Here is a 19,949-nt window from a genome sequence, read left to right as displayed (position 1 = left end):
CCTCTGAACTTATGAGTGCTCTTATCTCCCAATAAAAGCAACTCATTGTATTATACGGTGAAATTCGTGTTTTGTATCAGCTAAATTCAGTTTATTGGTAAAACATTCGCAGGATTGATCGGTTTCCCGTTCAAACGTACCTGAAACTCAAGCATTGTCCGGCTTGCACCCGTCGAACCCATCTCAGCAATTTTTTGACCAGCCGTTACATTTTGACCACTGCTGACCAACATTTTACTGTTATGGGCATAAGCCGTAATGTAACCATCAATATGTTTGATCAGGACCAGATTGCCGTATTCCTTTAAGCCATCTGCAGCATATACAACCTGCCCATTCGCTGCTGCAAAGACTGGATCGCCCTGGTTACCGCCATATCGGATACCTTTTACATTTGCTGCAGCATTGAAACTTTCAACAACCGCGCCAGTGGATGGTTTAACCCATTTCAGACTCGAAGCTACGGATACGCCAGCCGGTGCTGCAGGAGAAACAGGTGTCACAGGAACAACTGGTGCTGTCTGACCAGCAGGTAATGCAATTGTCTGACGCTGAATAGGTGCAGTCTGAGTAACCGCAGCCGTCGATGCTGTTTTACGGGCACCTGAGCTTTTCAGTCGAATGGACTGTCCCACATAGATTCTGTAAGGTGCAGCAATATCATTCATATCTGCAACACTGGTATAGCTCAATCCGTAACGGGCAGCAATTCCACTTAATGTATCCCCTGAGCGTACTGTGTAGTAATCAGGTGCTTTAGCGTAACGGGTTGGATTATTGACCTGCGGCTTCGAAGCACAACCGCTCAAAATGACGGTTGAAATCACAGCAGAAGACAGTACAACAGTCTTGAGCATAGCCGAAGATACTGTAAATAAGCGATATTGTGACACCAAAGGCATTCAGCTTCCTCTCTGCATTTCTGTATATTTAGGTTTTGCGGTTAGATTAGCAAAAAACATTCATAAAATAGCGTCAACATGCGTATTTTCACAAAGTTATAACATTAATTGGCGTTATTTACTCAGCTGAGCACTCAATGTATTCAGAATTTCATAATTTGTGGCGTCCATCTGTATAGGCGTTATACTGACAAAGCCATTTGCCACAGCAAAAAAGTCTGACTCAATTCCATTCAGCCCTTCTTTCTGCTCTGCGACAGACTCTCCCGAAAGACCGATCCAGTACACCTGACGACCACGTGGGTCTACATGACTGGTGATTGGTTTTGACTGACTTTTACGTCCCTGGTAAGTCACTTTTGCACCTTTGATTTCAGCAATATCCGGAATATTGATATTGAGAATATGACGCTGTGGCAGTACAGGGAGTCCTGCAGCAATAAAATCATGTACCCATTGTGCAGCAACAGCATACTGTTCAGGCTGAGTATATGAACGGACATCAGGTCCTGACATCGAAACTGCAACCGCCGGCAGTTTCATTAACCGTCCTTCAAATGCCGCCCCGACAGTTCCTGAATAAAGTACATCATCACCCAGGTTTGCACCACTGTTAATACCGCTGACCACCAGATCAAACTCAAAATCAAACAGCCCGTTCATGGAAAGATAGACACAGTCCGCAGGTGTTCCATTGATTGCCCAGATATCTTCTGCAATCTGTAAAGGTTTTAATGGACGGTCCAGGGTCAGTGCACTGGAAAATCCACTACGTTCACTCTCTGGCGCGACAATAACAACCCGCCCTAAAGGACGCAATGCCTGTGCAAGTGCCTGAATACCAGGAGCAAGTACCCCATCATCATTTGCAATTAAAATATTCACTATACAAAAATCCTGCTGTAAAAAACCATGACTGATCAGATCATTCAATTGAAATATATGAGAAATTATATATATTTAGCACCAACTTCCATCATAAAAAGTGATTCGCATGAAATACACAACTTTCTTCCGCAGTTTATCGGGGTTCATCTTTGCTGCTGTACTGACTCAGGCTGTATCAGCCAGTGAGGGTCTCAGCCAGGAAGAAGCAAACACTATTGCCAAAGAAGATATTGCGGCTGCACAGATTATGAATGAAGTTTGCCCTGCCGTTACAGGAAACAGTGCAAAAATTGCAACAAATGTAAAAAGTCTGATCGACAGCTACCTGAAAGAATACTCAGATAAGTCCATGACCTACGAAAAACTGCAAAATGACACTGAGTACAAAACCATTTTGCAGGAAGCCCGCAAAGATGCTCAGGATACATCTAAAGATGAGCAAAAATCTGTCTGTGATGATGTTCTGAACTATTCAGAATAATCCTCCACACAATTCAGATCCCTTGATTAAAAAAGAATTTCCCGACTGAAGTTCTTTTTTATTTTCTATTTCTACATATCTTCTTCACGATTCAGCACTCCCTATACATTTTTACTGTTTTATTTACATAAATTCAGGGTACCCTTAAATCCGCTTATGTTTTATCAGTAATTATTCAGGTTTATATTGAAATGACTTTATCTGTTCTAAAATCTTTTGCATTGACAGCACTGACAGCATGCTCAGTCATTTCCACTTCTGTTTCTGCAAACAGCCCAGCCGATGAAAATATTGAAGTTACACCTGTACAGAAAATCACACAGGAAGAACTGGCTGCTATTTATGTGCTTTCTGAAGTCTGCCCACCCATTGTAGACAACAAAGAAAAGTTTGCAGCGGGCTATCAAAAACTGACCAAAGAATATCTTCCGCAGGAAAAAGATTCTGTTTCAGCCCTGGCTAACCTGAGCAAACAGAAAAAATTTCAGAGCTTTCTGAAAGAAGCCCGTTCAGATGCCAAAAATGCTGGCAATGCCGGCAACCTTAAAATCTGTCAGGAACTGACCAATTACAGCAAATAAAACGAATTGGTTACAAATACTTTTAAAATAAGCCGATTTCTACCGTGGAAGTCGGCTTTGCTTTATCCTAAAATGCTAGGCTCTTTGTGCTATATCAAAATATTGGAACCACCCAGCATGATCCGAAAAAGCGCCCTTGCTGCCGCATTACTATTACCATGTTTTTCCCATGCAGCAACTGTCCTGGCTTCTCCACCAGAACTTAATAATAAATCCTATGTACTGATGGATTATGAAACAGGACAGATACTGGCTTCAAAAAACGAAAATGAAAAACTGGCCCCTGCTTCAATGACTAAAATGATGACCAGCTACATCATTGAACAAAAGTTACTGAAGGGTGAACTCACTGAAGATGAAAAAGTACGGATGAATGAATCTGCATGGTGTCGTGGCAGCAGCACCGAATCATGCATGTATGTTCCTCTGAATGGAACAGCAACCGCACTTGAGATGCTTCGTGGCATTATTGTTCAGTCTGGTAACGATGCTTCCAAAGCAATGGCTGAGCATATTGCCGGAAATGAAGGTACGTTTGCACACATGATGAATGAAGAAGCAAAGCGTATTGGCATGATCAATACCAGCTTCATCAACTCAACAGGTATGCCTGCTGAAGGTCATTATTCTACTGCTAAAGATATGGCGACACTAGCTCAGCACATTATCCATGACAGCTCTAAATATTACCCGATCTATTCTGAAAAAGAATTCACCTTTAATGGCATCAGACAAGGTAACCGAAATGCATTGCTCTACACTGACCCAAGTGTGGATGGTTTAAAAACAGGTCATACTGAAGAAGCAGGTTACTGTCTGACCACCTCATCAAAACGTGGTCCAATGCGCCTGATTTCGGTTATTTTTGGTGCGCCAAGCATGAATGAGCGTGCTTCTCAGACACGCGAAATTCTGGCATGGGGCTATGCAAACTTTGAAACAGTCAAAGTACAACCTGCCAACCAGGTACTGGCTAAAGCCAAAGTTTACTTCGGTAAAGAGAATGACGTACAGATCGGTCTTCCTGAAGCGTTTAATGTCACGATGCCTAAAGGTCAGGCAAATGCCATTAAAACTCAGCTGGTTGTTCAGCCTAAACTGACGGCTCCGTTAAAAGCAGGTCAGGTTGTTGGTAAATACGTAGCAACACTCAATGGTAAAGTTATTGCTGAAAAACCACTGGTTGCATTAAAAGCAGTTGAAGAAGCCGGTTTCTTTGCCCGTATGATTGATCATATCAAGCAGTTCTTTGCTAACCTGTTCTAAAATTTTTCCTGGCTGATTTTCAGCTTAGACTAGAGCATCCCAGCCTCGGCTCGGATGCTTTTTTATTTTATACTCTACGCTATATAAAGTTTTGCAATGGAATGTCATGAAAAAGAATATCCGCCCATATCTGCATCATCATCCTAAAATTGATTCGACCTGTTACATAGACGAACTTTCTGTCGTCATTGGTGAAGTGACCCTTGCGGAAAATGTGTCGGTGTGGCCTTTCGCAGTCATCCGTGGTGATGTCAATCATATTAAGATCGGGCGCAATTCCAATGTCCAGGATCACTGTATGTTGCACGTAAGCCATAAAAATGATGCCAAACCCAATGGTTCACCTTTGATTATTGGTGAAGATGTCACGATTGGTCATCATGTGACTTTGCATGGCTGTACCATTGGCAACCGTGTTCTGGTCGGGATCAATGCCATTATTTTAGATGATGCTGTGATTGAAGATGATGTGATGATTGGTGCAGGTTCGCTTGTTCCACCACGAAAAGTGCTGGAAAGCGGTTACCTGTATGTCGGCAGTCCTGTACAGAAAGTTCGTCCTTTAACTGATAAGGAAAAAGAGTTTTTACCCTACTCTGCTCAGAACTATGTAAAAGTGTCGAATAATTATATGGAACAGGCTTAGGTCTGTTTCGCATACGAAATTTTATGTTTAATGAATTTTTAGAAAAGAGTCCGCTTTAATTAAAGCAACATTACTTCGATTATCTATGATGCAAATATAAATGAATAAAGAAATTTTTAATCTTAGGAATTTTTTAGATGAAATATAAAACAACATTAACTTTATCTGTTTTAACAGTAGCTCTTATGGGATGCCAGATGGCAAGTGAGTATGCATTGATGGGAGGAAAGCAAACACTTGATTCCAGTGATACCTATTCAATAAAAAATGATTTAAATCAGATTGTTGATACAAGCCCTGATGGTATGAAATCTAAAAATGAAATGGTCGGTAAGTATACTGTAAATAAACAGTGGAGCAGAATTGTCAGATGGGATGTCAGCACTGTTGATATTCATTTAGCGGATGGAAGTGTTATTGTTGACCTGATCAGCAAAGGGAAAGAAAAACCATTTTATGGGTTCCAGGCTGGAAGTTGTTCTACCTTAGAAAAAGCACAAGGAAAAGATGGTGTTTTAATTGCTTCAATTATTAAAAAACGTACAACTGTATTATCTTATGACATAAAGCAATGTGGTAAATTTTATAAAAATTCAGACATTACTCCGCTAATTGAAATGACAACTGTAAAAAAAGGATATGAACTCAGAGTTAATTCAACTTCAAATATCGTTGAATGGGATACAAAAAATAAATTTATTGTTCCTGAAGATGGCTACATTCTAACTTTAAATTATGATGAATTTTCATCCAGTGGATTTACTCAAAGTCCCGGAACTGCTTATATCACTATGTATTTAAAAAAATTAACTGATTAAAAAAAACAGTAGTTTAAATATTATGCTTTTTAATTAATGATTTTTAACATAGCTTCGCGTTGAATTTTATTCATTCGTGTTTGATAGCCTTTGCTTTGTGATTTTAACCATGCTTATATTAATTTCACTCCGCTTTGGTTACTTCCCGTACACTAACATTTCTTATGATTCTACTGCATCTTTATCAAAAAACAGTACGAGTAACCCATAATATCAATATGTTAAAAAAATCCGTTTCATTAAATTATGCACTGGAACGGATTTTCATTGATTTTTTACATTCCATACCCTGTATTCAGACATTGTTTCATAGCTCTACTTCATTATTCCAGATCCAATACCAGTTCACTTCCATATTAGACCACATTATGAAATTTCAGCCGATGACTCAAATAATCACATCCATCGATTCAATAAAACATCAAGCAAAGAAGCTTTAAACATCTCGCCGTGTTTTAAGTCAGGATAAATTAAAAATTTCGCATCCAAACCCTGAGCTTTAAACTTCAACAAAACTTTCCGATTATTATTAATACCAGACGTATCAAAGTTACTGCTTAGTGCCGTTCCCGCTTGCGCTGTTATATCTCCCTCCATCAGTAACAGCTGCTTTTTTTCAGGAAATGGAACTGCTGTCGTTTCAATCTTCTGCATCATCCGCTGTTCTGCCCACGATAAAGATGGACTCGCTGCAAAATAATGACTGAAATAAGCTGTAGTCAGCAGACTGTCCAACACAAACAATCCTCCATAAGAATGCCCCCAGAGCGCACGGCGTGAAGGATCGAGTTTGATCTGTTGCTCAACCCACGGTGAAATTTTCTCGGTTATTATCTTTTTAAATTCTGAGCTTCCACCACTCATTCTCTGAGGAGAGCGTGGATCTGCCGCAGGCAGTCCTGTCTTTAAATCTGCCGGAGTATAATCCAGAGCACGTGAAGCGGTTTCGAAAGGAAGATTAGTTTCATACCCTATAGCAACAAGCACAGGTGCATCCCGCTCGCTTAGTTTCTTCAGTATCTGATCATCCAGGTGAGACATTGCTGCATTACCGTCCAGCATAAATACCGATCTGTACAGATAACCCTCTTTTTGTTGTAAAGCGTCCAGCTGAGTCGGTATTCCCAACCAGACTCTGTACTTCCTTTTTTTATCAGCAGATTCAAAAGTCTTTATACTGAAACGGTAATACTCAGAACCAGTCTCAGCGATATTAGGTGCAAGTGGCTTAATCTCAGGTTTAGCGAAAGTAATATTCGGAGAAGCTGAAATCAAAACCGCTCCCAGTACAGACAAAAAAAGCTTTTTCACGGATTCATCTCTATTCATTCCTGCATTACTGTTTATTTAAATAAGAATTATTTCCATTTACAAGAAAAATTATCAGTTATTCATATTCATTTTAAAATCCGCCAGACAGTATCTGAGCACAAAATCAAAGAAAAAATAGAGCGTCATAGCCACCACCTCCAAAATTTTGTAGAATAGCGCTTTACTTCCCACGGTGCTGGTTATGACCTCCTGGACACCCCACGTTACTGTCGCAACTGTTGTTGAAAAAGATGGAAAATTTCTTTTTGTAGAAGAACATACAGAAGGTGTGACGCATACTGTATTTAATCAGCCAGCAGGTCATGTCGAATGTGGTGAATCCGTTATTCAGGCTGCAATCCGTGAAACAATGGAAGAAACGGGACATGCGGTAGAAATAGATTCACTGCTTGGTATTTATACCTATACCCCGCCTATGTTTCCTGATCGTACCTATTTCAGATTCTGTTTTCTGGCTCATGTTCTGGAATATTTTCCGGAAGCTGAACTCGATACAGGAATCGTAGGTCCAAAGTGGATGACACTCGAAGAATTACTTGAAACAGCCCGTGCCCGCAGTCCATTGGTGATTAAGGCTGTACAAGATGCGCTTTCTGGGCAAAAATACCCGCTTTCGCTCGTTTATGAGCACCAAAATTCTCCTTTAATTTCAAATCTGGATGCCTGATCCTATGCAACAACGTGTCATCGTCGGTATGTCTGGTGGTGTAGATTCATCTGTTTCTGCTGCACTTTTACTTCAACAGGGTTATCACGTTGAAGGTCTTTTCATGAAAAACTGGGAAGAAGATGACGGCACGGAATACTGTACGGCAATGGATGATCTTGCCGATGCACAGGCTGTCTGCGATAAGATCGGTATTAAACTGCATACTGCAAACTTTGCGATGGAATACTGGGATCGTGTATTCGAGCACTTCCTTGCAGAATATGCAGCAGGTCGTACACCAAACCCAGATATTCTCTGCAACAAAGAAATCAAATTTCGTGCTTTCCTGGATCACGCTGTGAACTTAGGTGCTGATTTTATTGCGACTGGTCACTACTGCCGTCGTGGTGAAACTGCGACCAATTCGCGTGGTGAGGAATATGCGCCATTACTTCGCGGTCTGGACAATAACAAAGACCAAACCTATTTCCTGCATGCTGTGCATGGTCGTGAAATCAATAAAACGCTGTTCCCTGTCGGTGAAATTAAAAAACCTGAAGTTCGTAAAATAGCTGAAGAACTTGGTTTAGTCACAGCTAAGAAAAAAGACTCAACGGGTATCTGTTTTATTGGTGAACGTCGCTTTAATGATTTCTTAAAACAGTATCTGCCCGCTCAACCTGGTAAAATCGTACTGGATACAGGTAAAGTCATTGGTGATCATCACGGTTTAATGTACTATACGCTCGGTCAGCGTGGTGGCATTGGTATTGGCGGTTTAAAAGGTGCTGAAGAAGGCGCCTGGTTTGTACTGCATAAAGATATTGAAGGTAACCGTTTGGTTGTTGGTCAGGGTCATGAACACCCGCTTATGCAAAGCACCATTTTATGGTCAGAAGCCATTGACTGGGTTGCCGGTGAACAGGACATTTCTGAAGCAGGTTTCCGATGCACGGCAAAAACCCGTTACCGCCAGGATGATCAGCGTTGTACAATTTATAAAGATGCAGATACCCCAAATGGTGTCCGTGTAGAATTTGATGAACCGCAACGTGCTGTCACACCAGGTCAGAGTGTTGTGTTTTATGATGGTGAAGTCTGTCTGGGTGGTGGTGTGATTCATCATACCAATGCTCCAAAACCAGACTTTCTTGAATAATCTGCAATCCATTTTCTAAAGGAATCCAGGCATGGTTGAGTTGCCCTTTCAACAGCCTCAGACTTTAAACCAGCGTCAGAATCGGGCGCTGGCACTGGCAGGTGTATTTCAGGCCACTCAACTGACTCATATGACTGCACTGACAGGCAGACAAAGTATTGGTGAAAGTGGAAATTTTTACCTGGAACAGCTGATCAAAGCCAGCCTGAATATCCGTCCATCAGGTAAATGCTCCTGCCAGCCCCTGGATTTCTTCACTCAGTTAGCTGATATTTCCCTTGGATTAAAAACACTGGAAAGCAGCATTAACGAACCATTTACCGTATCACCAAAATCCAGACTGCCTAAACTTGCAAATACCAAACTGCCGATGTCATATGCTATGGCTTTGCTGCAGCTTGAAAAGAAAGTCTACAGTAATCCTGAATTTGTCAAAATCATTGAACAGTCTCAACAAAAAATTCTGAAGCAGCTGTCTTTTTTTGATAATAATTATTTACATCCAAGCATTATTGCCAATCTAGCGCAGACTTATGTCGAGACTGCTGGACAGATTAACCCTCGGATTATGGTTCGGGGGAATGCAGAAGCCTTTAAAGACAGCTCTCATACCAACCGGATTCGCGCATCTCTTTTCACTGGTCTGCAAATGGCGCATTTATGGCGTCAGCTGGGAGGAAGCTCCTGGGGCATGATTTTCAGTAAGCGCAAACTTCTTCAGGATATTCAGGATTTAGCTCGCCTGCAGTATCAGGTGGTCTGACCACCATGACACAAATTACTTTACGTTTAATTCCAATGTTTAAGGAATCGCTATGAACGCTTTAACCGCACTTTCGCCATTAGATGGACGCTACGCAAGCAAATGTGATGCGCTGCGCCCTTTCCTCTCTGAGTTTGGTCTGATCCATGCTCGTGTGACTGTTGAAGTACGCTGGTTACAGGCACTGGCTAACCATCCTGAAATTACAGAAGTTCCTGCATTTTCTGCTGCAACCAATGCTGCACTGGATGCAATTGTTGCAGACTTTTCTGAAGATAATGCAAACCGCATTAAAGAAATTGAACGCACAACCAACCACGATGTAAAAGCAGTTGAATATTTTTTAAAAGAGCAGATTGCTGATATTGAAGAATTGAAAAATGCCGGTGAATTCATTCACTTTGCATGTACTTCTGAAGACATCAACAACTTATCTCATGCATTAATGCTGAAAAATGGTCGTGCTGTTCTGGTTGAATCCATGCAACAGATCGTTGATGCGATTGCTGCACTGGCTGAAACTCATGCAGAACAACCAATGCTGTCCCGTACACACGGTCAGACTGCAAGCCCGACAACACTGGGTAAAGAAATGGCAAACGTGGCATATCGCCTTGCTCGCCAGATCAAACAGTTCAACCAGGTTGAATTACTCGGTAAAATCAACGGTGCTGTAGGTAACTACAATGCACACTACTCTGCTTACCCAGAAATCAACTGGCCTGCTCACTCGCAAGCTTTTGTTGAATCTTTAGGTTTAACATTCAACCCGTATACCACTCAGATCGAGCCACACGATTATATCGCTGAAATGTTCGATGCTTTACGTCGTTTCAACACAGTACTGATCGACTTTAACCGTGACGTCTGGGGTTATATCTCTTTAGGTTTCTTCAAACAGCGTCTGAAAGATGGTGAAGTTGGCTCTTCAACTATGCCACATAAAGTAAACCCAATTGACTTCGAAAACTCTGAAGGTAACCTGGGTATTGCAAATGCTGTACTTGCACACTTAGGTGAAAAACTTCCGATTTCCCGCTGGCAACGTGACTTAACTGACTCTACTGTTCTTCGTAACATGGGTGTTGGTTTGGCACAAAGCTTAATCGCTTTTGAAGCTTGCTTAAAAGGGATTGGTAAACTTGAATTGAATGCTGCTCGTATTCTTGAAGATCTGGATCATGCTCAGGAAGTTTTAGCTGAACCAATTCAAACTGTTATGCGTCGTTATAACGTTGAAAAACCATACGAAAAATTAAAAGCTCTGACTCGTGGTCAGGCAATGACACGTGACATGATGGTTGATTTCGTAAATGGTAACGAGCTTGAAGCTGTACCTGCTGCGGATCGCGCACGTTTAGCTGAAATGACCCCTGCTACATATACAGGTAATGCTGCTGAACAGGCAAAACAGATTAAAGATCTGATTTCTAAAATCTAATCTTTAAACCATTTAAAATAAAAAACGAAGCTTCGGCTTCGTTTTTTTACATCTGCAATTGAGTTCTCATGAAAGTCAGAGCCATCAATAACTTTGGAATTAACAATGAAAATCCCTCCCCCCTTTGGGATGAGGAGGTAACTCCGCAAGAGAATGAGGGGGAACTTTTCATATCAATTTTTCCTTCAAAACCTATATCACTCTATTTTAAAGAAAAGAAATCTTCATTAAAGTTCTAAACCATCTTAACAACGTTCACTATTTCTTATTCAGCCAAAGGGCAATAACGCTTCCAATCCGCCTTCATTTTCTCCAGCTCATCACCCGTCAAAATATCACTGAAATAAATATAATACGTCGTATCAGGATACTGGATCTCATGCCGATACAGCATTCCACGTAAGGACACAGAAAGCTCTTCAGGAAAGTCATCAGTCAATTGATACAGTTCTTCAAAATCATAATTAAAATAACAATTTTGCTTCGCCTCAAATGCCTCAATCACCGCCATGCCTGATCTCTAAAATTTCAAAAATACAGTTTAGCGGATTTAATCTGTAAAAACCCTGATTTATCAGTTAAAACACCTGATCCATTTACTGCTCAGTTCTGAAATGATCATCTGTCTGGAATTAAATCAGGCACCAGTCACTGTGTTTTGACTTCGCATTTTTTTGCATTTTGATTACAATATCTGTAATAAATTTAAGAAAAAAGACTTAATGATTTATCATTCTCTCACTCAAAAACACTGGCTGGTTCTTGCTGTACTCACAATCGCAATTATTTTAGCCAGCATCAATCCCCTGGAATTTCAATCTTATCTGTTGCATCAAGTCGGTACGGTATTGATGCTCATTGCCCTGTTTTACTGCTTAAAAAAAATCGGGCTGAGTTTTTCTTCATTTGCACTGTATACTGGTTTTTTACTCATTCACGTCATCGCAGCGCATTACCTGTATTCCTATGTGCCTTATAATGACTGGGCAATCAAATACTTCGGTTTTGATTTAAATCAAGCCATGGGCTGGACACGCAATATGTTCGACCGCTTTGTCCATTTCTTCTACGGGCTATTCCTTTACCCATTTTTCTATCGCCTGTTCCAGGTCTGGCTGCCCAGTTTAAAACCCAAAATATTATTTTTATTAATTATTCAGTTTGTCATGGCAAGCAGTTTGTTTTACGAATGGATTGAATGGTGGATCGCCATTGGTTTATCCCCTGAAGAGGCTGAAAACTATAACGGTCAGCAAGGTGATATCTGGGATGCTCATAAAGATATGTTCCTGGCAACCATTGGTGCAATCATTACAGGTATTTATATGCTCATAAAAAAAGCACCTACAGAGTAAGTGCTTTTCTGTGTTTCCGCTTATATCAGAGAAATATGCTGATTGAGCAACTCATTCAGATCAGTTCTGATGCTGACCGTCACTGGCTCTGTCTGAGTCGGTGCTGACTGACCCTGACTGGCTGCCATTTCTTTTTCCGGCAATACAGTCGATAAATCTATCGTACCGGCATCTGAACCAGAAGCAGTGTCTTTAAATAACTGCTGTATCTGGAGCATCTCAGGATTCAGTGGGTTCTGATCTTCCGCGATGTTAAATGAGTCCATAACAGGGACGGGAGCACTAAGTAGTTTGGCAAGACTCTGATCATTTACAGTGTCGGCAGTCTGATCAGAGGACGCAGCTGAATCTTGACTTTCCAATGCAGCTGTTTTAGCAGAAGATTCCACAGTAAATTTAAACGGATCACTTTCCTGACCATTCAAACCTGATTTATCTACCTGTCTGAATGTATAACTATAACTGCCAGGCACCAGCTCATCCGTCGTATACGTCCATTTACCATTTTCATCGACTTTTACAGAAGCAACAGGTTTTCCATCCTGATAAATGTATACCGTTGCACCCGCTTCACCCTTGCCTTCAAAAACTGGCGTACTGTCTTTGGTTTTACCATCATTTCCAATATTTAATTTTGTTGAACCTGTATCATCATACGCCTTTACTTCTTCCACTTTACCAGGAGGAATTGTATCTTTGATGCCTTTGATTTCGGTAGCTGGAGACTGATTTCCTGACTTATCTGAGGCATAGACTTTTGCCAGCGTATTATCCGTCAGAGCTTTAGACAAGGTCAGCGTATAAGTACCGTCTTCTTTAACTTCTGCATAACCCAGTAAAGTACCATCTGCACTGCTTCGCACCTCAATCTTGCTACCTGGCTCTGCCTTACCCGTTACAATTGTTCCTTCATCATTCAGCACAGCTACTGGTGCATCAGGGGCAATATTATCCTTGCCTGCAATCACTTCCAGTGGCTTGGATTGATTACCTGCTGCATCCTCAACAACAACTGTACCCTTTGCTTTATCGGTCAGTGGTGGATTCAGTGTCACTGTAAAATTACCCTGGTTATCCGCTGTCGCCTCCCCAATGACTTTACCAGCGGCATCCATTACTTTTACTTTGGCTCCAGCTTCCGCAATCCCTTTAATCAGATCACCTTTGTCACTGACCGTCACTTTTGGCTGATCGGGTGGCAAAGTATCCTTTCCAACTTCCACTTCAGCAGCCTCAGATCTGTTACCTGCGGCATCTTCTACGACCACCGTCCCTTTTTCACCGGCTTTCAGTGCAGGAGTTACCGTTACGGAAAACTTTCCATCACTCGCCACTGTGACAGGTCCACCAATCACAGTTTTTCCATCTGGACCATAGACATATATTTTTGCCCCAACTTCAGCTTTACCTGTGACAATTGAACCATTGTCACTCGCCTGCGCCTGGGCTTTATCTGGACTGACAGTATCTTTAGTGCCTGTCACAACAGTCTGTTTTGACTCATTTCCTGCTGGATCTTTGGCAGTAACAATAACCTTAGCGCCATCTGTAACAGCCTTATCCAGCTTAATTTCATATTTACCGGCACTGTCTGCAACCGCCTGCCCAAGAATGTTTCCCAGCAGGTCTTTTACATAGACTGTTGAACCCACCTCTGCTGTACCAGAAATTACTTTTCCATCAGTATCCAGAGCAGCGACAGGAGCAGCAGGTGGTGTTAGATCTACATTTGTGTTGTCTTTATCCTTATCATCATCTTTATCAAATGCAACAAGGTAAACCGCTTCTGCCCCCAGTACAGCCAGCCCTGTTTTTAATACCGATGACCATGCGATTCCACCATCATCCACACCTTCAGTGACAACAGCGGTCTGCTGAGTTTCAGTCAATCCAGTACTGTTTATGGAGCTGCCCAGCTGACTCAGATGATCTACAGGATTATATTTAATCAGCTTGCCTGCTTCATCAAACTCCGCAACCAAAAATTCCCCTGATTTATCAGGGAATGCCAATGAGTGAGGACTGCCATTTTCAGTAAAGAAATTTTCCAGGACAATTTTTTCACCATTTTTCAGGGTAATCTGAAGACTGTTACCTGAACGAACCATTGAGGAAATATTTTCTTTTGCTATTCCAATCTGAATAATGGATGGCTGTTCCAAAACCACGCTTCCAGCCTGTGTATCCTGCAACAGACTCATTTTTTGCTTGGAAGCCACTACAATTCTTGTCATGTAATCCTCATTAAGAATATTTTTTATATGCTTTTTAAAATAAAAAGTGTTTGAATTAGAATTGTTTTTAAATTACCAAAACATGAAGCTTCATACAATGAGCAAATTGTGTGATTTTTTTCACAATAACTTACAGAGCTGCTTCTCATAAAAAAACCAGCCGAAGCTGGTTTCTGATATTCACAATCAATTTAAAATTTTGGGTCTCGCACCTGTACCAGGTCAGCATTTTTCTGACTCAGTACATCCACCAGTTTATTCATCACAGACGGCACAAGACTGTCTGCAATCTGAGCAGCCTGCAAGCCAAGTTTTTCGCCCAGTGACGGTTTACGGCGCGTTGTGATGACATACACATCATGCTGAGGCAATAAACCTAGCAGGTATTCATCTGAGGTCTGAATTTTGTCAATCAGATTCAGGCTCTGCGCATCCTGACCATACCAGTGCTCCCCTGTTGCAACACTTTCAATATTCAGCTTTGGTCGGTACTTTTCTACAAAATGCTTGAACAGCTGATGTGTCTGCTGAAGTTCTTCTTCAAATTTGGCTTTGCCCTCAGGTGTGTTTTCACCGAACATGGTGACCGTCCGTTTAAACTGACCGGCTGTATACAGTTCAAAATCCACATGATGTTCTTTCAGCAGGCGGTTAAAATTAGGAACCTGAGCGACAACACCGATTGATCCAACCACAGCAAATGGCGCAGATACAATTTCACTGCCTATACACGCCATCATATATCCACCACTGGCAGCAACTTTATCGACACAGATGGTCAGATGAAAGCCAGCATCACGCAGACGTACCAGCTGTGCAGCAGCGAGCCCATATCCATGAACCATACCACCCGGGCTTTCAAGACGCACCACTACACGGTCACGACCTGACTTTGCTGTTGCAAGAATTAAAGTAATTTCTTCACGTAACTGTTCTACAGCTGATGCTGCTGTATCACCCTTAAAATCAAGAACAAATATCTTCTGATTATTTTTTTTACGGCTTCTTGCTTCTTTGGCTAGCTGCTGCGCAAGCTGTAGTAGTTCCAGTCGGGATGCAGTGGTCTGAGCGATTTTCTTTCTTTGTTCATTGATGCGTGCATTTAAATGGCTGATACGGATTTCAGCAGGCAGCTTAGGATTATGAAACAGCATAAAGGCATAAACTCATATAATTCATATTTATGCTGTATAAGATGTGGGTTATATTCCAGAAATTCAATGGAATATTTGCAAATAACACTCATTACCTGACAAAAACACATAAACCTCTGATTCAATTAAAACTTATGTATCTGAATCATTTTCCTGCGGCTTTTCTTTTAATATGGTTTTTTGTGCCAAGTGTAATGCATCTGCCAGATCTGCTTTCAACTGCCTTTCTGCTTTAAGTTTCATTTTCAGAAAATGCACACTCATACCTTCAACAATGAAAATAGAAAGAAAAACTTAAATCCGGCAGCAATACAAACATGCAATCATCACCACATTAATCGGCCATCAGGTTAAAATCCAGTAACATGTCCCGTGCCGAATAATGCGATATATCCAAGTCTTTAATATTTTCAAAGGAATACTGTATTTTTGAATTTTCCATTCTGTTTTTTTAAATCACCTCATAAGCACAATAAAAAACAGAGCATTAAAGCTCTGTTTTTATTAATTTTTAAATTGACACTTAAATCAACCAAAACGACCGGTAATATATGCTTCTGTCAGCTGATGATCAGGTTGAGTAAAGACTTTTTCAGTCGAGTTCACTTCAATCAGATCACCCAGATGGAAGTAAGCTGTACGGTCAGAAACACGTGCCGCCTGTTGCATTGAGTGGGTCACAATCGCAATGGTGTACTGATTGGACAGCTCAGAAATCAGTTCTTCCACTTTTGCTGTTGCAATAGGGTCAAGTGCTGAACAAGGCTCATCCATCAGAATCACTTCTGGCGAAACAGCAATGGTACGTGCAATACACAGACGCTGCTGCTGACCACCGGACAGACCCGTACCAGGCTGATTCAGACGGTCTTTCACTTCATCCCACAGACCTGCTTTACGCAGACTGTTTTCCACAATTTCTTCCATGTCATATTTATCACGCGCCAGTCCATGCAGTTTAGGACCATAAGCCACGTTATCAAAAATAGACTTTGGAAATGGATTCGGCTTCTGGAACACCATACCAACCTGCGCGCGCAGTAATACGACATCCAGGTTCGGGTCATAAATATCCTGGTTATCCAGCGTCACTTTACCTGTAACACGACATGATTCAATCGTATCGTTCATCCTGTTCAGCGTACGCAGGAAAGTTGACTTACCACAACCCGATGGTCCAATAAAAGCAATCACTTCATTTTCATAAATATTTAAATCAATACCTTTGATCGCTTCAGATTCACCATAGTACACATGTACATCGGAAGTACTGATTTTAACATCTGCTGTCTGCTTTTGATTTTTTGCAGATGGCTGCGTATCAAACTGAGAAACAAAAGAAGTGCTGCGTTTCTGCTCAGTTTCAGGCGTTGTGGATTGTGTCTGTTGTTCTGAATTCACTGACTTGTCCTGTTTCTGGGAGTTTGTAACTACTGTGTTCATATTGTGCCCTCTATTACCAGCGAACTTCAAATTTCTTACGTAACCAGATTGCAAGACTGTTCAGTCCCACCATCAGGGCAAGTAAAACGATAATGGCTGCAGCTGTACGCCCTTCGAAGAAGTTACGCAGCTCATTGCCCTGCCACAGATAAACCTGAACAGGTAATGCTGTAGACTGATCCAGAGGAGACATCGGAATATTCGCAACGAATGCACTCATACCAATCAGTAATAATGGTGCAGTTTCACCTAATGCATGTGCAATACCAATGATCGCACCTGTCATGATACCTGGCAGCGCCAGAGGTAATACATGGTGAAATACAGTCTGAATACGTGATGCGCCAATACCTAGTGCTGCCTGACGGATCGAAGGTGGTACCGCTTTCAAAGAAGCACGTGTGGTAATAATAACCGTTGGTAAAGTCATCAGACTGAGGACCAGACCACCAACCAGGGGTGCTGAAATCGGTAAATGCATCCATCCGATAAAAATAGCCGCACCAAGCAAACCAAAGACAATCGAAGGTACAGCAGCCAGGTTGTTGATGTTGACTTCAATAATGTCTGTAATAAAGTTCTTTGGTGCAAACTCTTCCAGATAGATCGCACTTGCCACACCCAAAGGAATGGAAATCACAATCACAATCAACATCATGAACAGTGAACCCATGAATGCACCTGCCAGACCCGCCGTTGCTGGCGAACTGCGTGAATCAGGGTTGGTAAATAACTGAGTATTGAATGTTCTTTCAAGCACACCTTTGGCTGCAAGATCATCTGAAAGCTGACGGACTTCAGGACTTAACTGCTGTTGATCATCAGGTAAGGTACGGTCAATATTACCTGAGAGCCAGACATCAATATTGGCATCCGCCAGAAGATTCAGCTCAACTTTTTTACCTACAAGAGCAGGATCTTTAAATACCATGTCACGGATACGATAAGCTTCTGAACTGGTGTAAAGACTGCTCAGTTCATCACGTTTACTTTCCAGTGATGGATCTTTAGCAATCAGACCATTTGCAATCAGTGCATCCCAGTCCACCATACCCATCTTGGTCTGCCACTCGACAAACCGTTCTTCAAAATGCGCTGGAGACTCACCGGTAGTCTGAACAGGTCGAGGACCTGCATCAATGATTTTAGGATCAAAGAAGACCGGAACAGTCATACTCGCCTGCCAGAAAGCAGGCATACCTTTATACATGATGCTGCCAAACAGTAAGGCTACAAATGCAAGACCAACAATCACTGAACTGAAACCAAAGAAACGGAATGCCTTTTCTGTACGGTGTCTTTTCGCAAGTGAACTTGCGACTTTCTGTTTACGTTTTTCACGTAATTCTGCTGCAACCTGAGGATCAAATACATTTTGATCCACTGGAGATGTATTTGATGTACTCATTCGTATTGCTCACGATATTTACGCACAATGTAGAGTGCAATAATGTTCAGACACAGCGTAATGACAAACAGTGTCAGACCCAGTGCAAAGGCAACCAGTGCCTGCGGACTTGCGAAATCAGTATCACCTGTCAACTGTTTGACAATGGTCACTGTCACTGTTGAAACTGCTTCAAGCGGGTTCGCATGCAGCAATGGACTGTTCCCTGCTGCCAGTACCACAATCATGGTTTCACCTACTGCACGGGACACCGCCAGCAGGAATGCACCTGTAATACCAGGCAAAGCTGCCGGTAAAACCACACGGCGGATCGTTTCAGACTTGGTTGCACCCAGACCCAGCGAACCATCACGTAATGAACGGGGAACCTGAGTAATAATGTCATCAGACAATGAAGATACAAAAGGAATGATCATAATCCCCATTGCAAAACCTGCTGTTAAAGCACTGGTCGCATTGACTTCAAGACCGATGGCATCGCCAATAGACTTGAAAAATGGACCAATCACCATGATGGCGAAAACACCATAAACAATGGTTGGAATACCCGCAAGCACTTCAATGGTCGGTTTTGCCCATGAACGAAAGCGCGGTGAAGCATACTCAGCCAGATAGATCGCAATCATCAGACCCAATGGAACTGCAACAAGTAAGGCAATACCACTGACCATGAGTGTTCCCCACAGTAATGGTAACAGACCATAACTTCCTTCTGCATTTCCTGATGTACTGAAACCTGGATTCCACTCAGTACCAAAGAAAAAACTTGCTGGACTGACAAACTGGAAAAAGCGGAGTGCTTCGCTGAACATTGACATCACAATGCCGACAGTTGTCAGGATCGCGACACTTGAACACAGGATCAATGCAACATTAATTGATTTTTCAACCTGATTACGGGCACGATATTGTTGAGATACTTTTTTTCTCGCCCAGATCAGACCCAGTATTGCAACACAGATAACGATTGCAAATTTAGCAAAAGACGCAATCCTTTCGAATCCTGCAAGCTGTTCAGCTGCTGCGACTTCATAAGCAGCCGGTATATCTGTTACCCCAAAGCCTGATGCAATAGCCTGCACTCGGTCTACAAGTACATCCACGCCTGCTTCATCAAGACCACCTACAACACTGGCAGGTACATTCTGTAATATAAAGTGCTGTAAAACGCTCGGTTCAACAAGATTCCAGACAATCAAAATAAAAAATGCAGGAATACCACACCATAAAGCCACCAGCGAACCATAATAGCCCGGGCGGGAATGTAATATCGCTGAATTGTTTCCATCACCTGCCAAATTTCTGCTTTTACGCAGACCAATTTGATATGCGATTGCGATCAGTGCCAACAGGATGCCTACAAGAAGCAGATTCATGTTATCTCCATCGTTTTTTCTGCTTTATTCTTAGAAAAAACTTTACTGAACAA

At 41.8% G+C, this 19,949-nt stretch carries 19 protein-coding genes; 10 read left to right on the top strand and 9 right to left on the bottom strand.

Annotated features, from left to right (window positions below; genetic code table 11):
- Positions 1-86 precede the first annotated feature (86 nt).
- Both CDG61_RS06830 and surE read right to left on the bottom strand, forming a co-directional pair.
- Positions 87-902 (bottom strand): peptidoglycan DD-metalloendopeptidase family protein, encoded by an 816-nt coding sequence (locus tag CDG61_RS06830; RefSeq protein ID WP_087550323.1) that lies wholly within the window; start codon positions 900-902, stop codon positions 87-89.
- Positions 903-1,016: 114 nt separating this feature from the next.
- Positions 1,017-1,787 (bottom strand): 5'/3'-nucleotidase SurE, encoded by a 771-nt coding sequence (surE, locus tag CDG61_RS06825; RefSeq protein ID WP_087550324.1) that lies wholly within the window; start codon positions 1,785-1,787, stop codon positions 1,017-1,019.
- A gap of 109 nt (positions 1,788-1,896) precedes the next feature.
- Here surE and CDG61_RS06820 point away from each other — a divergent pair, with 109 nt between their 5' ends.
- The 5 genes from CDG61_RS06820 (at position 1,897) to CDG61_RS06800 (ending at position 5,582) form a co-directional block, all read left to right on the top strand.
- Positions 1,897-2,271 (top strand): MCR_0457 family protein, encoded by a 375-nt coding sequence (locus CDG61_RS06820; protein WP_087511405.1) that lies wholly within the window; start codon positions 1,897-1,899, stop codon positions 2,269-2,271.
- Positions 2,272-2,462: 191 nt separating this feature from the next.
- Positions 2,463-2,852 carry an MCR_0457 family protein gene (locus CDG61_RS06815; RefSeq protein WP_087550325.1) on the top strand — a complete coding sequence of 130 codons (390 nt, stop codon included), beginning with the start codon at positions 2,463-2,465 and terminating at the stop codon, positions 2,850-2,852.
- A gap of 117 nt (positions 2,853-2,969) precedes the next feature.
- Entirely contained in the window at positions 2,970-4,118 is a 1,149-nt protein-coding gene (gene dacC / locus CDG61_RS06810; RefSeq protein WP_087550326.1) for a D-alanyl-D-alanine carboxypeptidase PBP5/6, read from the top strand.
- A 106-nt stretch (positions 4,119-4,224) separates the two neighbouring features.
- A complete protein-coding gene (locus CDG61_RS06805) occupies positions 4,225-4,764 on the top strand; it encodes a gamma carbonic anhydrase family protein (RefSeq protein WP_087511401.1) in 540 nt (179 codons plus the stop codon).
- A gap of 137 nt (positions 4,765-4,901) precedes the next feature.
- Positions 4,902-5,582, top strand: a complete 681-nt coding sequence (locus CDG61_RS06800) for a hypothetical protein (RefSeq protein ID WP_147387775.1) — start codon at positions 4,902-4,904, stop codon at positions 5,580-5,582.
- A 396-nt stretch (positions 5,583-5,978) separates the two neighbouring features.
- Here the strand turns inward: CDG61_RS06800 and CDG61_RS06790 are convergent, their stop codons facing one another.
- Positions 5,979-6,878 carry an alpha/beta hydrolase gene (locus CDG61_RS06790; RefSeq protein ID WP_087550373.1) on the bottom strand — a complete coding sequence of 300 codons (900 nt, stop codon included), beginning with the start codon at positions 6,876-6,878 and terminating at the stop codon, positions 5,979-5,981.
- Positions 6,879-7,095: 217 nt separating this feature from the next.
- On the opposite strand from CDG61_RS06790, the gene CDG61_RS06785 reads away from it, so the two are divergent.
- Genes CDG61_RS06785 through purB form a run of 4 tightly spaced genes read left to right on the top strand, consistent with a single transcriptional unit; the run spans position 7,096 to position 10,926 of the window.
- Positions 7,096-7,581 (top strand): NUDIX hydrolase, encoded by a 486-nt coding sequence (locus tag CDG61_RS06785; RefSeq protein ID WP_087550328.1) that lies wholly within the window; start codon positions 7,096-7,098, stop codon positions 7,579-7,581.
- Positions 7,582-7,585: 4 nt separating this feature from the next.
- Entirely contained in the window at positions 7,586-8,722 is a 1,137-nt protein-coding gene (gene mnmA, locus CDG61_RS06780; RefSeq protein WP_087550374.1) for a tRNA 2-thiouridine(34) synthase MnmA, read from the top strand.
- A gap of 31 nt (positions 8,723-8,753) precedes the next feature.
- Entirely contained in the window at positions 8,754-9,485 is a 732-nt protein-coding gene (gene hflD, locus CDG61_RS06775; RefSeq protein WP_087550329.1) for a high frequency lysogenization protein HflD, read from the top strand.
- 52 nt (positions 9,486-9,537) lie between these two features.
- Positions 9,538-10,926: an adenylosuccinate lyase gene (gene purB, locus CDG61_RS06770; RefSeq protein WP_087550330.1), complete on the top strand. Its 1,389-nt coding sequence runs from the start codon at positions 9,538-9,540 to the stop codon at positions 10,924-10,926.
- 265 nt (positions 10,927-11,191) lie between these two features.
- On the opposite strand, the gene CDG61_RS06765 is transcribed toward purB, so the two are convergent.
- Entirely contained in the window at positions 11,192-11,437 is a 246-nt protein-coding gene (locus tag CDG61_RS06765; protein WP_087550331.1) for a hypothetical protein, read from the bottom strand.
- A 211-nt stretch (positions 11,438-11,648) separates the two neighbouring features.
- Between CDG61_RS06765 and CDG61_RS06760 the strand changes: the two genes are divergently transcribed.
- Entirely contained in the window at positions 11,649-12,281 is a 633-nt protein-coding gene (locus CDG61_RS06760) for a DUF2238 domain-containing protein (RefSeq protein WP_087550332.1), read from the top strand.
- Between the two features lie 20 nt (positions 12,282-12,301).
- Here CDG61_RS06760 and CDG61_RS06755 read toward each other — a convergent pair whose 3' ends face one another.
- From CDG61_RS06755 to pstC, 5 genes are all read right to left on the bottom strand, one after another.
- Complete coding sequence (locus CDG61_RS06755) at positions 12,302-14,515, bottom strand: Ig-like domain-containing protein (RefSeq protein ID WP_087550333.1); 2,214 nt, start codon at positions 14,513-14,515, stop codon at positions 12,302-12,304.
- Positions 14,516-14,706: 191 nt separating this feature from the next.
- A complete protein-coding gene (gene sohB / locus CDG61_RS06750; RefSeq protein ID WP_087550334.1) occupies positions 14,707-15,669 on the bottom strand; it encodes a protease SohB in 963 nt (320 codons plus the stop codon).
- A 528-nt stretch (positions 15,670-16,197) separates the two neighbouring features.
- Positions 16,198-17,112: a phosphate ABC transporter ATP-binding protein PstB gene (pstB, locus tag CDG61_RS06745; RefSeq protein ID WP_087550335.1), complete on the bottom strand. Its 915-nt coding sequence runs from the start codon at positions 17,110-17,112 to the stop codon at positions 16,198-16,200.
- A gap of 13 nt (positions 17,113-17,125) precedes the next feature.
- Positions 17,126-18,520 carry a phosphate ABC transporter permease PstA gene (pstA, locus tag CDG61_RS06740; RefSeq protein ID WP_087550336.1) on the bottom strand — a complete coding sequence of 465 codons (1,395 nt, stop codon included), beginning with the start codon at positions 18,518-18,520 and terminating at the stop codon, positions 17,126-17,128.
- Positions 18,517-19,896, bottom strand: coding sequence for a phosphate ABC transporter permease subunit PstC (gene pstC / locus CDG61_RS06735; RefSeq protein ID WP_087550337.1), 1,380 nt, complete (start codon positions 19,894-19,896; stop codon positions 18,517-18,519). The genes pstA and pstC overlap by 4 nt, the downstream gene beginning before the upstream one ends.
- Positions 19,897-19,949 lie beyond the last annotated feature (53 nt).

It is taken from the genome of Acinetobacter sp. WCHAc010052 (genome assembly GCF_002165295.2).
GTDB classification, from domain to species: domain Bacteria; phylum Pseudomonadota; class Gammaproteobacteria; order Pseudomonadales; family Moraxellaceae; genus Acinetobacter; species Acinetobacter chinensis.
The sequence above is the reverse complement of the archived record's forward strand: the minus strand, read 5'-3'. Positions and strand labels throughout refer to the sequence as shown.

Bases quoted from the DNA above. Each gene is read 5' to 3' on its own strand.
- dacC (WP_087550326.1), top strand. From the start codon at position 2,970: ATGATCCGAAAAAGCGCCCTTGCTGCCGCATTACTATTACCATGTTTT.
- CDG61_RS06830 (WP_087550323.1), bottom strand. From the start codon at position 902: ATGCCTTTGGTGTCACAATATCGCTTATTTACAGTATCTTCGGCTATG.
- CDG61_RS06800 (WP_147387775.1), top strand. From the start codon at position 4,902: ATGAAATATAAAACAACATTAACTTTATCTGTTTTAACAGTAGCTCTT.
- CDG61_RS06755 (WP_087550333.1), bottom strand. From the start codon at position 14,515: ATGACAAGAATTGTAGTGGCTTCCAAGCAAAAAATGAGTCTGTTGCAG.
- hflD (WP_087550329.1), top strand. From the start codon at position 8,754: ATGGTTGAGTTGCCCTTTCAACAGCCTCAGACTTTAAACCAGCGTCAG.
- purB (WP_087550330.1), top strand. From the start codon at position 9,538: ATGAACGCTTTAACCGCACTTTCGCCATTAGATGGACGCTACGCAAGC.
- pstC (WP_087550337.1), bottom strand. From the start codon at position 19,896: ATGAATCTGCTTCTTGTAGGCATCCTGTTGGCACTGATCGCAATCGCA.
- mnmA (WP_087550374.1), top strand. From the start codon at position 7,586: ATGCAACAACGTGTCATCGTCGGTATGTCTGGTGGTGTAGATTCATCT.
- sohB (WP_087550334.1), bottom strand. From the start codon at position 15,669: ATGCTGTTTCATAATCCTAAGCTGCCTGCTGAAATCCGTATCAGCCAT.
- CDG61_RS06760 (WP_087550332.1), top strand. From the start codon at position 11,649: ATGATTTATCATTCTCTCACTCAAAAACACTGGCTGGTTCTTGCTGTA.
- CDG61_RS06820 (WP_087511405.1), top strand. From the start codon at position 1,897: ATGAAATACACAACTTTCTTCCGCAGTTTATCGGGGTTCATCTTTGCT.
- CDG61_RS06785 (WP_087550328.1), top strand. From the start codon at position 7,096: ATGACCTCCTGGACACCCCACGTTACTGTCGCAACTGTTGTTGAAAAA.
- CDG61_RS06805 (WP_087511401.1), top strand. From the start codon at position 4,225: ATGAAAAAGAATATCCGCCCATATCTGCATCATCATCCTAAAATTGAT.
- pstB (WP_087550335.1), bottom strand. From the start codon at position 17,112: ATGAACACAGTAGTTACAAACTCCCAGAAACAGGACAAGTCAGTGAAT.
- CDG61_RS06765 (WP_087550331.1), bottom strand. From the start codon at position 11,437: ATGGCGGTGATTGAGGCATTTGAGGCGAAGCAAAATTGTTATTTTAAT.
- CDG61_RS06815 (WP_087550325.1), top strand. From the start codon at position 2,463: ATGACTTTATCTGTTCTAAAATCTTTTGCATTGACAGCACTGACAGCA.
- pstA (WP_087550336.1), bottom strand. From the start codon at position 18,520: ATGAGTACATCAAATACATCTCCAGTGGATCAAAATGTATTTGATCCT.